The following is a 13,109-nucleotide window of genomic DNA, read 5'->3' as shown; positions in this document are numbered from 1 at the left end:
TTCAGAAGGGGGTGGCAGGGTTGCGGGCAGTGCTCCCGGCCGATGCGGTGGGCTCGGTGGCAGGCTCGCTGGCGGCCCCAGTCGCGGGCTCACCCGCGGTCTCGTTCGTGCCCAACCAGCGCTCCAGGTCTGCCGCCGCCAGATGGGCCTCGGCAACGGCCTTCAGGTGCTGCGCTCGGGCCTGAAGCCAGGTGCGTTGGCTGTCCAGCACCTCCAGCAGGCCGAACTTGCCCAGCTCGAAGCCGCGGCTGCTGGTGTCGTAGCTCAGCCGGGCACCGGGCAGCACGTCGTGCTCCAGCAGCGCCGCTTCTGCCACGGCGGATTCGAGGCGTGCATGCGCCGCGACGACATCGGCTCGCAGTCGGAACTGCACGGCTGTCAGTTCATGGCGGGCCCGATCCTGGCGGCGCAGCGCTTCCACCTCGGCGCCCTGGTTTCGGTTGAACACCGGCAACGGGATGCTGAGGGTGAGCATCGTCTGGCTGCGGCCCGTTTCTTCTGAACGCCGGGTGCCGAGACCGACGGTGAGATCGGGCAGCCGTTTCGACCGCTCCAACTGCGCCATCGCGCCCAGGCGGTCGACCTCGATCCGCGCCTGCCGGACGGCTTGCGCACCCTCCAGCCGCTGCTGCAGGGTTTGCAGCGACGGCACCGAAGGAAGGCTGAGGTCGCCTTGGACCCGATCGATCGCGCGGGTGCTGCCCGTGGCCCATTCCAGGGCTTGCAGGCTGGCGCGCCAGGCCGAGCGGGCCTGCAAGGCTTCGGTACGCAGGGTGCTCTCAGCCACCCGGGCCCGGGTCTCTTCGATGGGCGCGGCCTTTCCGGCTGCCACGCGCAGGCGTGCCGCATCGGCCCCGCGCCGGGCCAGGTCGACGGCAGCGTCCGCCAACTGGACGCGCTCCTGTGCGCAGAGGGCGCTGAAGAATGCCGAAGTGACTTCGGCCCGCACGTGTTGCCGGCGCTCGGCGAGTTGGCTCCATGCCCGATGCAGCGCATGCTGCGCCGCGCTTTGCCGTGCCCCACGCTGGCCGCCGATTTCGAAGGGCTGGCTCAGCAGGTAGGTGGTGGTGCGGGTGCGCTGGCGCACATCCTCCAGCTCGGCCTCGAAGGTGGGGTTGGGCAGGGCGCCAGCCTGTTCGAGCGCGCCTTCGGTCGCCTCGATCTCGCTGCGCGCGGCGGCGAGCTCGGGTCGATCTCGCAGCGCTGCGTCGATCGCTTGCGGCAGCGTCACCACATGGGCCGACACTGAGGCTTCGGGTGCCTCGGCGGCCGAAGCCGTCCGGCCGGTGGGGGTGAGAACAGAGGCCTGCGTCTGAGCCAGGCCAGGGGACATCGTCAGTGCCGCCAACAAGGGCGGCAACCATGCATCTCGCATCGAATACTCCGTGGTTGAACAAGCAACGGGGGGAGGATTCGGCGAGCGGTCTGGCCGGGTCTTCGAGAGGAAAGAAGGGTGGAAACGCTCGCCGAATCAGGCGAGGCGTCTGTCCGGGCGCAAGGGCACCTGCGGCACGTGCGATTCAGGGACGAGGCTCAGCACCGCCACCATCGGCGATGGCAGCGTCAGCACGGCCCAATGCGTGGCCCCACCGGGCGCCTGGCCGCAGGCCAGGTGGCAGTAGGAACAATCGTCGTCCAGCGCCAGCGGGCTCTTGGGCGTGCCTTCAGCGTGCCCGGTGCCGGGCGAGGCCGTGGTCTCGCCGGCCTTCTGGCGTTCGCTGGCCTGGTCTTGATGTTCGTGGGGATGGTGGCCGAAATGGGCCGACCGGGTGGGCGCCGATTCGTGCTGGCAGTAACCCACCAATGCCGCCCACGAGAGCTGCATGGGCATCACGGCCAGCAAGAAGATGAGAAGCCAACGGCGCATCCGTTCAGTATATCGACCGGGTGTGCAGCCCCATGCTGTCGAGGGGTGAGCGGACGATGCGTGTCAGCGTTCCGCTTGCGCGCCGCCCGCCGCCGCCGGATCCATCCAGAAGATGCCCCAGAGGTGGCCGTCCGGGTCCGCAATGTCCCGGGTGTACATGAAGCCCAGGTCTTCAGGCGGGTTCGCATCGGCCTGGCCACCGTGTTGGGCGGCCGCGGCATTCAACGTGTCGACGGCGTCGCGGCTGTCCATCGACAGCGACATCATCGAGCCGGCCGTGCCCGGGGCCGGGAACGGGCGCTGGGTGAAGCTGCGCCACTTGGTGTGCGTCACCAGCATCACGTAGATGGCTTCGCTCCACACCATGCAGGCGGAGTGGTCGTCGCTGAACTGCGGGTTGCGGCGAAAGCCGATGGCGTCGTAGAAGGTGATGCAAGCAGGCAGGTCGGTGACCGGCAGGCTGATGAAGATCATCTTGGGCATGGTGTTCCCGTGAAACGAGGTCGTGGCCTGCCGGCATCCAGCCGGCAGGGGCTCCATCGTGACGACGATCGGGCCGGGCCTGGTTCGACATGCCGACGCGCGCCGGCTCGCTCATCGTGGAGCGCGTTGCTCGTATTCGTCGCGCAAGCGGGCCCAGCCGCTCCAGAACGAGCCGGGCCTGGTGCCGGCCAGGCGAGCAGCCAGGATGTCGCAGTGCATGTGCCAGCCGGCGCCCACCATCACCGACATGGCGCGGTGGGGCAGCAGGCGGTGCGTCACGGTGAGCAGCACGTCGCTGCCCTGGGCCTCGAGCGCAAAGGTCACGTCGCCGGCGCCGGGCCAGTGGAAGCTGAGTTCGCGCAGCGGATCGACCTGGGTGATCTGGCAGGTGGCCCGCGATTCGGCCGGAAAGCCCGCCGGGCGTTCGCTGGCCGACGCCGAGAGCTCGTCATTGCGCCAGACGAGTTCGAAGTCGGCGCCCGGTTGCAGGGACATCGGGCCGGCAGCCAGCCACTGTTGGCGCAATTCGCTGTCGGTGAGGTAGCGCCACACCCTCTCGATGGGGCCGGGCAGGGTGCGTTGCAGCACGAGGGTGTCGGGGCAGACGTACTCGCCGTACGGCGAGGCTTCGAGGGTGGTGGCAGACATCAGGGCTTTCCTTTCGAGGGGGGAGTGAGGGGGGCGGCAGGGCTGCTGCGCAGCAGGTTGTCAAGCTCGTCCAGGCGCCCGCTCCAGAAGCGTTCGTAAAACCGAAGCCATCGATGCGCCTCGGACAGGGGCGTGGGCTCCAGACGGCACACATGCGTGCGCCCACGCACTTCGCGCCGGATGAGGCCGGCGCCCTCCAGGGCCTTGATGTGCTTGGACGCCGCGGCCAGCGACATCTCGAACGGCTCGGCGAGCTGGCTCACCGTGCGTTCGCCGGTGCTGAGCTGGCGCAGCATCTGGCGCCGGGTGGCATCGCCCAGGGCGTGGAAAACGGCGTCGAGCCGGGGTGCTTCTTGTTCAACCATGTGGTTGAATTTAAGCGGCGTTCGGACGTTTGTCAACCACTTGGTTGAATGTTGTCAGCCGGGCTCTGTGGGCGGCTGCCCGGGCCAGACCAGGCGATAGCCCTCGCACAGCTCCAGGGTGTACTCGGCGAACGGCCCTTCGACCGCCAGGCAGTCGCGCATCTGTTCAACGGGCTTGAGGTAGGCCTGAGCCCGCAGAACCTCGCCGGATGCGTCGATCGCCTCCAGCCGCACTTCGCAGCGCACATAGCCGGTGGGCTGCCCCACCTCTTCGAAACGATCCATGGACCGCAAGGTGGCGTCGTCGACCTGGAACACCTGGCCGATCACCTGGTGCCCCTGCCCGGGCGCTTGCATCAGCCACGGCGCCCGGTCTTCGTGGGGCAGCTGCACCACGTACAGCGGCAATGCGTCGATCGTTCGAAACTGCCCCGGCACCCGCTGGCCCGGGTTCAGGTGGAAGTTCGGGAAGCCTTGCTTGAGGGTGCCGTAGACGAAGATCAGTGCCGACATGATGAAGCCGCCGAGCGCGCTCACGGGCGCGGCGGGATTATCCCGGCGCGCCCCCCCGCGATCGCGCCAGCGCGGCTGGCGATTCAGGGCCCGCGTGCGTCCAGCGAGCTGATGCCAGCGCGCAGCGCGAAGCGCGTCAGCTGGGCGATGCCCTGGATCTGCAGCTTGGCGAAAACGTGCTCGCGGTGGGTGGCCACCGTCTTGGCGCTGAGGTGAAGCTGGTCGGCAATCTGCTGCGTCGAATAGCCCTCGGCGAGCAGTTGCACCATCTGGCGCTCACGGGGCGTCAGCCGTTGTGCGGTGGGATGGGCCGCAGGCGCGGCGCCCCCATGGGCCAGCACCTGGCCGACCAGCTCGCCGCTGAGGAACAGCTGGCCTGCGTGCACCCGGCGGATGCCGCGCGCCAGCTCGTCGAACGAGTTCTCTTTCAGCACGAAGCCGCTGGCCCCTGCATCGAGCGCCGCCTGCACCTGGTGCGGGTCGGATTGCATGCTGAGGCAGATGGCCTTGCAGGCCAGCGGCTCACTGCGCAGGCGGCGGATGGCTTCGATGCCATTCATGCACGGCATGCACAGGTCGACCAACACCACATCGGGCTGCCATTCGCGCGCCAGGCGGACCAGCTCCATGCCGTCGCGCGCCTGGGCCACCACCTCGATGTCGGTCTCGCGCTCGAGCAGGGCGACGATGCCCTCGCGGACGCAGTGGTGATCGTCCGCAATGACCACACGGATCTTCATGGCGCCACCCAGCTGATGCGTGCTTGCACACCGTCGGCCCCGCCGTGGCGCCAGCGCAGCCGCGCGCCAATGGCCGCGAGATTGCGCCGGGTCGCCGGCAGGCCCATGCCATGGCCGGGCGCGGCGACAGGCTCATCGACGGCGCTGGCCGACATCGTGCCGTGCTCGCTCACCGTGATGCTCACCCGCTGGCTGACGAAAGTGAGCCGGGCTTCGATGCCTTGGGCCCGGCCATGCTTGCAGGCATTGATCAACAACTCGCGCGTGGCGCTCAGCAGCACCTCGCACGCCGGCGCAGGCATGCGGATCGGCGCCCCTTCGATGGTGCAGCACACCGGCACCGGTTGCATGGCATTGAGCCGTCGCACGCAGGATTCGAGCCGGCCGGGCAGATCGGCGCCGGGGGCCTCGGCCTCTGGGTGCTCGATGCAGTGGATCAGGGATCGCAGCTCTCGCAGCGCTTCGCCGACCAGCACGCGCGCGCGCCGCAGCGCGTCGGCCTCGCCGGCCTCGTCGGACACGGCGGCCCGGTCGATCTGCATCGCGGCCAGAGACAGGCACTGGCCCAGGCCATCGTGCAGGCGTTGCTGCAGTTGGCACGCGCGAAGGTCGTCCAGCTCGGCGTGGATCATGCGTTGTCTCCCTGTGCGCCGCCTTTGCTGTCTTTGGACAGGTTGCGGCCCATTCGACGCCTGCTCACTTGGCGCCCGGCGGGCCACTGTCGACAGATTGCCGGGCCTGGCTGAGGGCGCGTTGCTGCAATGCCTTGGTGAGGCCGCAGGACACATTCGTTGTGCGTCGCGCGCGCGGTGGCTGGGTGGGGCAGTGTGTCGGGTGTCCGCCGAGTGAACAGGACGTCGCGGTGATCCGCAGGCTAGGAGTGGGAAGCGTCTGTGTCAAGGTGCAGGTGAAACGGGTGCGCCATCGTGATGCGCCGGCGTCGTCGGGCCGCACGGGGCCATCGGCGCGGCCCCAGGTGCAGACACGCTCCGATCACCCCGGTGCGCGCTCGATGCCCGCGCGGCAGGTGTGGAATTTGTTCGTTATGGGAGCACCCCCCTGCTCGATGCGCGCTGCGAAGTGCAGGCAGGCCAATCCCGCAGTGGCCCAAGGGTGATGCGTGCCGGCAGCGTACTGTCGTGTCATGGTGCGTATCCATTACGCCGGATTACAGCCCCGCCCAGGTCGAAAGGTTGTCACGGCCATGTCTGTTTTGGCGCGTGGAATACGTCTGGCGTGACATCAACATCCAACACAGACACACCATGCTCATGCTGAACGACGCGCATCCGATGCTGCAACAGCTCGAATGGGCCGTGCGAAACGCGGTGGCCGAGTTGATGCTTTACACCGGCGCCGACACGCTCGTGATCGACATGCCGCACGAAGAGGGCCGGCCCGCGCCGATGGTCCTGGTGGGCCAGCCGGCGGAGCTGCTGACCTATCTGCGCAGCCGGCGGGCCCAGGCCATGTCCGGGTACGTGCCGCCAGACGCCGCACCGGCCACCCAGATGGCCGCCTGAACGCAACGCTCAAGGCGAGGTGCGGCCTACTTCACGTTCACCGCGGCCCACGCGGCCTTGACGCGCTTCCACACCTTGGAGCCGCTGCCGCCATAGAGATCGGCTGCGGCAGACAAGGTGGCGTCGCGTGCGTCGTGGTAGTCGCTGCTCGAGGTCATGTAGACAGACAGCGCGCGGTACCAGATCTTCTCCGCCTTCTTGCGGCCCACGCCCTTGACGCTGGCGTGCCCGGTGGCCACGCGGGTGTCGCCCGCCTGACAGGTGGGTGAGGCCGGGCCGCTCGCGGGCTGGGAACCTTCTGCCAGCAGGTAGAAGAAGTGATTGCCGACGCCCGAAGCGTAGTGCGCGTTCAGATCCCCCACGTCGGGGTACCAGCAATCGGCTGAGGCGCCATCGGCGCTGGGCTGGATCATCGTGCGCAACGGGCCGCTGCCATCGCGCGGCAGGCGCTCGCCGATCAGGTAGTCCGGCGGGTCTTCCGGCCGATTGGCGTAGAACTCGACCATCGAGCCGAGGATGTCCGAGGTGGCCTCGTTCAAGCCGCCAGATTCGCCCGACGGCAACAGCCCTGCCGTGCGCGAGGTGACACCGTGGGTCATCTCGTGGCCGGCGATGTCCAGCGCCACCAGGGGCCAGTAGCTGCCATCGCCATCGCCGTAGCTCATGCAGAAACAACTGTCGCTCCACAGCGCATTCACCCACGGGCGACCGTTCAAGCCTTGGTGCACCTTCGAGGTGGCGCCCTTGCCATCGTTGGCGATGCCGCGGCGGCCATGGACGTTGAGGTAGTAGTCCCAGGTGTAGGCATGGCCCGCGGCGGCATCGACCGCCACGGTGGCCCGATCGGCGGTGGTGCCGTCGCCCCAGGTGTTGTCGGCGTCGGTGAACAGGGTGCCGGCGCCCGTGAACTGGCCCTTCAGGTCGTACACCGCATGACCGCCGCGAACGGTGTCGCGCAGCGCAAAGCCGCCGCCGGCCTGTGAATCGGTGTCGAGCGGCACCGTGCCGATGAACAGGCTCTGGCCCGACCCGACCGCCGCGGCGTGCATCACGGTGTCGAATTGGTCGAGTACCGCGCCGCTGTGCGCATCAACGAACACATGCCGTTCGGTGGGGCCGCCGTCATCGGCCGTGCCAGCAACCAGCACATCCCACGCCAGAGCGGGGGCCCGGCGGTGTGCGAAGACGACGAGTTCATGCTGCACGCGCTCGACCTGGGCCACAGGCGCCAGGGCGACCTCGAGCCCCACCTGGCCGGCCCGCTCGGCGGGCATCGAGGGCAGGTGGCCGACCGCGGGCTGACGGGCCAGCGTGCGCGACACGCCCCGAAGTGCGTGGCCCGTGGGGTGGCTGTGAACGACGGCGTCGCCGCCGATCACGCGCAGCCCGCGATAGCGCTGGGCGAAGCGCACGTGCTCGGTGCCGTCGGCGTCCACGATGACGTCGCGGGCCTCGAACTGCACGTCTTCTGTGTTCGACAGGGCAGGGCGGCCGGGGCCCGACGAGTGGGCGCTGAGATGCGCGAGCGCGCGCGACACCGCGTCGGCGTGGCGGGCTGGGGCGGCCGGGGCGGCCGCGTGGGCATCAACCGCCAAGGTGGCGACGAGGCAGGCGCAGGCGAGCGCCACGCCATGCAGGGACAGCGTCATCGGAAAGTCTCCAGTAGGGGTTGAGGCCGGGGCGCCCGATGGCTGTCGGGCGTGGCAACCCATGATGCGGCGCTGTCCCGGGTTCAGGCGTGCAGCGGGCCGATCTGGTGAAGATCCTTGAAGACCTTCAAGACTTGAACAACTGATGAAGATCGGCGGCGACGCCCTGGCCGCGGGCCGCGTCGTGACCCGAGAAACAGAAAACTGAAGCCCCTATGCCGGCCTTTTCGTGCAAATGCCGCTGACGGCCATCTTAAAAATGCGCGGCATAGGTCGAAGTCATAAATGGCTGCCCTGAAGTGGGGCGCGCCAATCCAAGGAAAGGACACGGACATGATCGGGATCAAGCGGCGCGTGGTGTTGGCTTTGGCGGCGGTGTGCATCGGCGGCACGGCCTATGGCCAGGATCGCGGCACCAAGGATGAAGCCAAGGCGATGGTCGATGCCGCGCTGGAGCACATCAAGGCGGTGGGTGAAGCGCAGGCCTACAAGGACTTCACCAGCGACAAGGCCAAGTGGACCAAGAAGGATCTCTACGTCATGGTCTACGACGGCAAAGGTGTGAACCTCGCCCATGGCGCCAACGAGAAGCTGGTGGGCAAGGACATGTCGGCAATGAAAGACGCCAACGGCGTGGCCGTGGTGCCGTCGCTGGTCGGCGTGGCCAACAAGGGCGGCGGCTGGTTCGACTACGACTGGCCCGACCCGATCTCCAAGAAGATCATGGCGAAGTCGACCTATGCCAAGAAGCTGCCCAACGGCGACGGCTTTGTCGGCGTGGGCATCTATCGGTGAGCCGGCACCGGCTGATCCTGAAGGGCCTCGTGCAGGCCCCGCCGCATTCCACGCCGCAGGTGTTCCATGCAATCGTTCTTCCGTAATGCTTCGATCAACGTCAAGGTGTCGTTGGCGCCGGCCCTGGCGCTGCTGGGCCTGATCCTGGTCGCCGGTCTCGGCCTGTACTCCAACAACCGACTGGCCGGCGAGTTGTCGGCGGTGGGTGGCGAAGGCACGGCCCGAATCGTGGCCGCCGAGAACCTGGCGCTGCACCTGACTGACCTGCACCAGCGGCTCTACCAGAGCCTGACCTGGGAGGCGGTGGGGGTTCGCCCCGAGCGCATCAAGGCGTTGGACGATTCGCTGACCAAGGACCTGAACGCCTTCGTCGAAGAGACCGCCAAGGGCGCCAAGGAAGAGGCTGCCTCGGATGAGCGCCGCGAGATGGCCGATGCACTGGCCAAAGGCGTGAAAGCCTATGCGAAGAGCGCCGTCGACACGATCGACATGAAATCGGCCGGTGTGGCCAACGCGGCCAGCTACGTGTCGACATTGGACGAGCAGTTCAAAACCAACCAGACCATCGTCGCCAAGATCGTCAAGCACGAGGTCGATTCGGCCCAGGCCCTGGTGGCCCAGGCCAATGACGATGTGAAGACCCAGGCCCGCATCGTGGCGCTGACGGCCATCGTCACGCTCGTCGTGTGCGGCGCCTTCGCCTGGGCGCTGGCGCAGGCCATCACCGGCCCGCTGGCCCAGGCCGCCAAACTGGCAGCCGCGCTGGCCGCTGGCGACCTGACCGTGCGCACCGCCGACACCGGCAAGGATGCGACGGGCCGCGTGCTGGCGGCGGTGGACGATGTGGCTCAGAGCCTCACCCGCATGGTGTCGGACATCCGCTCCACAGCAGAGCAGATCAACACCGCCTCCGGTGAAATCGCCAGTGGCAATGCGGATCTCTCGGCCCGCACCGAAAGCGCCGCCTCGGCCATCCAGCAGGCAGCGGCGTCGATCGAGCAACTGTCGACCACCATCCGCCACAGTGCCGACCACGCGCAAGGCGCCAGCAAGATGGCCACCGACGCTGCCACGGTGGCGCGCGAAGGCGGCACCTTGGTGTCCGATGTGGTGACGACGATGGGTGCCATCAACAACCAGGCGCGCAAGATTGGCGACATCATTGGCACGATCGATGGCATCGCTTTCCAGACGAACATCCTGGCCTTGAACGCCGCGGTCGAGGCCGCTCGCGCCGGCGAGCAGGGCCGTGGCTTTGCGGTGGTGGCGGGCGAGGTGCGCACCTTGGCGCAGCGCAGCGCCGAAGCGGCCCGCGAGATCCGTGCGCTGATCTCGTCGTCGGTCGAGCAGGTGGAGTCCGGGGTCGGCAAGGTCGAATCAGCCGGCCGCACCATGGAGCGCATCGTCAACTCGATCGAGCAGGTTTCACAGACGGTGGCCGAGATTTCCCGCGCGGCCGCCGAGCAGGCCTCGGGCATCAGCCAGGTGAACCAGACAGTCGCCGAGATGGACCGTAACACCCAGCAAAACGCAGCGATGGTGGAGCAGGCGGCCGCCGCCACCGAATCGCTCAACACCCAGGCCCACAACCTCATGGGCCTGCTGACGCGCTTTCGTACTGCCTGATCGGCAGCGCACCCTCACCGACGCAACGGGCCCCTCGGGGCCTGTTTTGCATTGGGGCGGCCGCCTTCGTGCATGCGTCAGCCCGGCTTCGCAATTCGTTGCAACTCGCCGGAAGGCGGCAAAGAAGCCTAACGAGCGGGTTTGTCAGAATTCCGCCCGGCGCCTGGCGGGCACGGTTCGGGCTGCAGCCGCGCACCGGAGGCACGTGGATTGCCTCACTCTTCAGATGCACGAAAGGGCGAAAGGACCCACCATGCCAAGCTGCCGAGTTCTTCCCTGCTGGCCCTCGTGGGCACTGGCGGCCTCGCTGCTCATGGGCGGCCCGGGCGCCCGGGCGGCTGATGAGGCGCCGGTGGCCACGGCGTCCGCCCCGTCAGCAACGTCAGCAACGTCGGCCAGCGCCCCGGCCACCCCCGTCACAGCGCCGGCTCGTGTTGCAGTGCCCAGGCTCTCGCTGCGCGGGCCGAACATCCTCGACCCGAGCGGCCAGCCCATCATGCTGCGAGGCTGGAGCTGGGGCCATTGGGAGCAGATCTTGCCGCAAGACGCCTCAGAGAACGTGGCGCAGGGGGCGAACGTGGTGCGCATCCCGCTGCGGTGGTGGGGCAAGTACCGCACGGCACGCATCGACAGCAGAGACGACACCGCCACCGCCACGGCCGGCATCTCGGCCGCCAACCTGAAGTTTCTCGACGATGCGATTCGCTCGGCCTCGAACGCCAAGCTGTGGATCGTGTTGTTCATCGATTCGGACTGTGGCCAGAACGGCACGCAGCCCGACGAGATCCGCTACTGCGACCCCGAAGGCCAGTTTGGCGCCAAGGGCCACAATTTCTGGACCGACCCGGTGGCCCGCAAGAAGTACGTGGCCGTCTGGCGCTTCATCGCCCAGCGCTACAAGGACACGCCGTACCTGGCGATGTTCGAGCCGCTGCCCGAGATCAACCCGCCTGGGGTGCCGGCGCCGGAGATCAAGGCCTTGTATGCCGAGCTGATGAGCAACATCCGCGAGGTGGCGCCGGGCATCCCGTTCCTGATCGGTGGGCGGCACTACCAGACCGGCAACATGGAAGAGGTGTTCGACCCGGCGTGGAAGGATGTCATCTACACCGGTAACCTGTTCCTGCATGCGAAGGCGCGCGGCGCCGACGACGAGAGCCTGGACAACTTCCGCAAGCGCGCCCGGCAACTGGTGGACTTCCGCGAGCGGCACCAGGTGCCCGTGTTCGTCCAGCAGATCGGGGTCAAGTCGAAAGACGATCCAAGCAAGCGCGGCGTGAAAGAGATGATGAAGGTGATGGTCGACAACAAGCTCGGCTTCGCCTGGTGGACTTACCGCGGGTCCGGCAACCCCAACGAGTTCTCCGTGGTCTACCCCGAGCGCGGACAGTGGGTCTTCAAGCGCGACTGGCTGGATGAGATCAGCTGGGCGTTCAAGCAGCGTTGAGTACCCCCTGACTGGCTCGTTGCGCGGGCCGGCCGGGAGGGCCGTGGCGCCGCGCGCTGATGTTTTCCTCGAGAACCTGACGGCCTGACCGCCTCCTGTCCAAGGAAATGGATACAAGTGGGGCGTCATGCTAACGCGTTAGTGTGGTGCAATTGCAGGGTGATCAGGTCGGCTCACAAGGCTGATCGTCACGGCTTTCAACCAAGATTCTCAGGAGATCTCATGAGCACCGCACCCCTTCGCCCACTGTGGGCGCGTCACCTGGCCCTCGCCTTGGGCGGCCTCTGCGCCGCCACGGCCACCCTGGCCGCGGCCCCTGCCTACCGCATTGAGTTGATCGAGAAGAGCGGGGGGATCAAGTCCGAGAGTGTTTCGTCCCTGAGCGACAACGGCACCATCCTGGGTTGCGGGCACGACGCGAAGGCGGGCATGACGGTCACCTATGTGAAGAAGCCCGGCGAGAAGGCCCAGGCGCTCGATGGCGCGAAGTCTTACTGCAATGGCGGCGACGTGAACGATGCCGGCGCGGCGGTCGGGGGATACATCAACGGCAACTCGGTGCAGGCGGCGCTGTGGACCAGTGACGGCGTGCGCCACGACTTGCGCGATCTGGCGGGCTGCGACGCCGGCCAGTCGGGCAGCTACAGCGCGGCCGGCGGCATCAACGCCGCGGGCGATGCGGCCTTCCTGGTGTCGTGCAAGATCCATGGCCAGAAGATCGAGCACGCCGCCCTGTGGCGCCAAGGCCAGACGACCTTCCTGCCCGGTGATCGCCCGCGCGCGGTCGATGTCAACAACCTGGGCCAGGTGGTGGGCTACGTCGACCACGGCAACAACACGACCCGCGCCATCGTTTGGCAGCCGGACGGCGGGTTTCAATTGCTGGGGACGTTGGGCGGCACCTCGTCGTACGCGCGCGCCATCAACGACGCCGGTCACGTGGTCGGCGACTCGTCGATTTCCACGGGCGCCATGCGCGGCTACCACTTCGACGGCGTCGACATGACGGAGCTGCCGGCGTGTGGCAAGTACAGCCCGTACCCGGCGGACATCAACAACGACGGCCTGATCGCGGCGAACTACGGTGGCGGTGAGAACAATCGTCACGCCGCGCTGATCCTGGATGGCGAGTGCTACCCGCTGCAGGATGTTCTCGATGCGTCCGGTGCCGACTGGGACAACCTGTCGGTGGCCAGCATCAACAGCCGTGGCGAGATGGTGGGTTTCGGCCACTACCGCGGTGCGAAGCGCACCTGGATCGCCAAGCCGGTGGGGCGTTGATCGGCTGATTTCCGCGCCTGAACGCCGCCCCGGCCCTGCACAGGGCAGCGGGGCGGCCCGCCTCCCGGCTGGGCCTTGGTGAACGGCAGCAAGAGGCCGTGCTGGCCGTGCTGGCCGGGCGGAGTCAGCGGCCGGGACGCGGGGTTCGTACTCGGCCGCCCCGCACGATTTG

The 13,109-nt window shown here is 67.8% G+C and carries 14 protein-coding genes; 5 read left to right on the top strand and 9 right to left on the bottom strand.

The window, feature by feature from the left end; all coding sequences use genetic code 11:
* Window position 1: 1 nt before the first annotated feature.
* The 8 genes from AACH06_RS26895 to AACH06_RS26860 form a co-directional block, all read right to left on the bottom strand.
* Window positions 2–1,375, bottom strand: a complete 1,374-nt coding sequence (locus tag AACH06_RS26895) for a TolC family protein (RefSeq protein WP_341428902.1) — start codon at window positions 1,373–1,375, stop codon at window positions 2–4.
* 96 nt (window positions 1,376–1,471) lie between these two features.
* Window positions 1,472–1,867 carry a hypothetical protein gene (locus AACH06_RS26890; RefSeq protein ID WP_341428901.1) on the bottom strand — a complete coding sequence of 132 codons (396 nt, stop codon included), beginning with the start codon at window positions 1,865–1,867 and terminating at the stop codon, window positions 1,472–1,474.
* A gap of 63 nt (window positions 1,868–1,930) precedes the next feature.
* Window positions 1,931–2,350, bottom strand: coding sequence for a VOC family protein (locus AACH06_RS26885; RefSeq protein WP_341428900.1), 420 nt, complete (start codon window positions 2,348–2,350; stop codon window positions 1,931–1,933).
* Window positions 2,351–2,461: 111 nt separating this feature from the next.
* Window positions 2,462–2,998, bottom strand: a complete 537-nt coding sequence (locus AACH06_RS26880; RefSeq protein ID WP_341428899.1) for an SRPBCC family protein — start codon at window positions 2,996–2,998, stop codon at window positions 2,462–2,464.
* Window positions 2,998–3,363 (bottom strand): ArsR/SmtB family transcription factor, encoded by a 366-nt coding sequence (locus AACH06_RS26875; protein ID WP_341428898.1) that lies wholly within the window; start codon window positions 3,361–3,363, stop codon window positions 2,998–3,000. The genes AACH06_RS26880 and AACH06_RS26875 overlap by 1 nt, the downstream gene beginning before the upstream one ends.
* Window positions 3,364–3,417: 54 nt before the next feature.
* On the bottom strand, window positions 3,418–3,900 hold the full coding sequence (locus AACH06_RS26870) for a gamma-glutamylcyclotransferase family protein (RefSeq protein ID WP_341428897.1): 483 nt from the start codon (window positions 3,898–3,900) through the stop codon (window positions 3,418–3,420).
* 59 nt (window positions 3,901–3,959) lie between these two features.
* Window positions 3,960–4,616 carry a response regulator transcription factor gene (locus AACH06_RS26865; RefSeq protein ID WP_341428896.1) on the bottom strand — a complete coding sequence of 219 codons (657 nt, stop codon included), beginning with the start codon at window positions 4,614–4,616 and terminating at the stop codon, window positions 3,960–3,962.
* A complete protein-coding gene (locus tag AACH06_RS26860; RefSeq protein ID WP_341428895.1) occupies window positions 4,613–5,248 on the bottom strand; it encodes a sensor histidine kinase in 636 nt (211 codons plus the stop codon). Before AACH06_RS26860 ends, AACH06_RS26865 begins: the two co-directional genes overlap by 4 nt.
* Window positions 5,249–5,881: 633 nt before the next feature.
* Here AACH06_RS26860 and AACH06_RS26855 point away from each other — a divergent pair.
* Window positions 5,882–6,139, top strand: coding sequence for a hypothetical protein (locus tag AACH06_RS26855; protein WP_341428894.1), 258 nt, complete (start codon window positions 5,882–5,884; stop codon window positions 6,137–6,139).
* Between the two features lie 26 nt (window positions 6,140–6,165).
* Here the strand turns inward: AACH06_RS26855 and AACH06_RS26850 are convergent, their stop codons facing one another.
* Window positions 6,166–7,788, bottom strand: a complete 1,623-nt coding sequence (locus tag AACH06_RS26850; RefSeq protein WP_341428893.1) for a M4 family metallopeptidase — start codon at window positions 7,786–7,788, stop codon at window positions 6,166–6,168.
* A 333-nt stretch (window positions 7,789–8,121) separates the two neighbouring features.
* Between AACH06_RS26850 and AACH06_RS26845 the strand changes: the two genes are divergently transcribed.
* The 4 genes from AACH06_RS26845 to AACH06_RS26830 all read left to right on the top strand — a co-directional run bounded on the left by AACH06_RS26845 (window position 8,122) and on the right by AACH06_RS26830 (window position 12,937).
* Window positions 8,122–8,583 carry a cache domain-containing protein gene (locus AACH06_RS26845; protein ID WP_341428892.1) on the top strand — a complete coding sequence of 154 codons (462 nt, stop codon included), beginning with the start codon at window positions 8,122–8,124 and terminating at the stop codon, window positions 8,581–8,583.
* Between the two features lie 66 nt (window positions 8,584–8,649).
* Window positions 8,650–10,209 carry a methyl-accepting chemotaxis protein gene (locus AACH06_RS26840; protein ID WP_341428891.1) on the top strand — a complete coding sequence of 520 codons (1,560 nt, stop codon included), beginning with the start codon at window positions 8,650–8,652 and terminating at the stop codon, window positions 10,207–10,209.
* 439 nt (window positions 10,210–10,648) lie between these two features.
* Window positions 10,649–11,656 carry a glycoside hydrolase family 5 protein gene (locus AACH06_RS26835; protein WP_341428890.1) on the top strand — a complete coding sequence of 336 codons (1,008 nt, stop codon included), beginning with the start codon at window positions 10,649–10,651 and terminating at the stop codon, window positions 11,654–11,656.
* Window positions 11,657–11,878: 222 nt separating this feature from the next.
* Window positions 11,879–12,937: a hypothetical protein gene (locus tag AACH06_RS26830; RefSeq protein ID WP_341428889.1), complete on the top strand. Its 1,059-nt coding sequence runs from the start codon at window positions 11,879–11,881 to the stop codon at window positions 12,935–12,937.
* Window positions 12,938–13,109: the final 172 nt, after the last annotated feature.

This window comes from Ideonella lacteola (assembly GCF_038066555.1).
Classification (GTDB): Bacteria; Pseudomonadota; Gammaproteobacteria; order Burkholderiales; family Burkholderiaceae_C; genus Ideonella; species Ideonella lacteola.
Note: the sequence above shows the minus strand (reverse complement) of the source record. Positions and strands in the feature narration are given on the sequence as shown.

Bases quoted from the DNA above. Each gene is read 5' to 3' on its own strand.
- AACH06_RS26840 (WP_341428891.1), top strand. From the start codon at position 8,650: ATGCAATCGTTCTTCCGTAATGCTTCGATCAACGTCAAGGTGTCGTTG.
- AACH06_RS26875 (WP_341428898.1), bottom strand. From the start codon at position 3,363: ATGGTTGAACAAGAAGCACCCCGGCTCGACGCCGTTTTCCACGCCCTG.
- AACH06_RS26850 (WP_341428893.1), bottom strand. From the start codon at position 7,788: ATGACGCTGTCCCTGCATGGCGTGGCGCTCGCCTGCGCCTGCCTCGTC.
- AACH06_RS26880 (WP_341428899.1), bottom strand. From the start codon at position 2,998: ATGTCTGCCACCACCCTCGAAGCCTCGCCGTACGGCGAGTACGTCTGC.
- AACH06_RS26885 (WP_341428900.1), bottom strand. From the start codon at position 2,350: ATGCCCAAGATGATCTTCATCAGCCTGCCGGTCACCGACCTGCCTGCT.
- AACH06_RS26855 (WP_341428894.1), top strand. From the start codon at position 5,882: ATGCTCATGCTGAACGACGCGCATCCGATGCTGCAACAGCTCGAATGG.
- AACH06_RS26860 (WP_341428895.1), bottom strand. From the start codon at position 5,248: ATGATCCACGCCGAGCTGGACGACCTTCGCGCGTGCCAACTGCAGCAA.
- AACH06_RS26865 (WP_341428896.1), bottom strand. From the start codon at position 4,616: ATGAAGATCCGTGTGGTCATTGCGGACGATCACCACTGCGTCCGCGAG.
- AACH06_RS26830 (WP_341428889.1), top strand. From the start codon at position 11,879: ATGAGCACCGCACCCCTTCGCCCACTGTGGGCGCGTCACCTGGCCCTC.
- AACH06_RS26890 (WP_341428901.1), bottom strand. From the start codon at position 1,867: ATGCGCCGTTGGCTTCTCATCTTCTTGCTGGCCGTGATGCCCATGCAG.
- AACH06_RS26895 (WP_341428902.1), bottom strand. From the start codon at position 1,375: ATGCGAGATGCATGGTTGCCGCCCTTGTTGGCGGCACTGACGATGTCC.
- AACH06_RS26845 (WP_341428892.1), top strand. From the start codon at position 8,122: ATGATCGGGATCAAGCGGCGCGTGGTGTTGGCTTTGGCGGCGGTGTGC.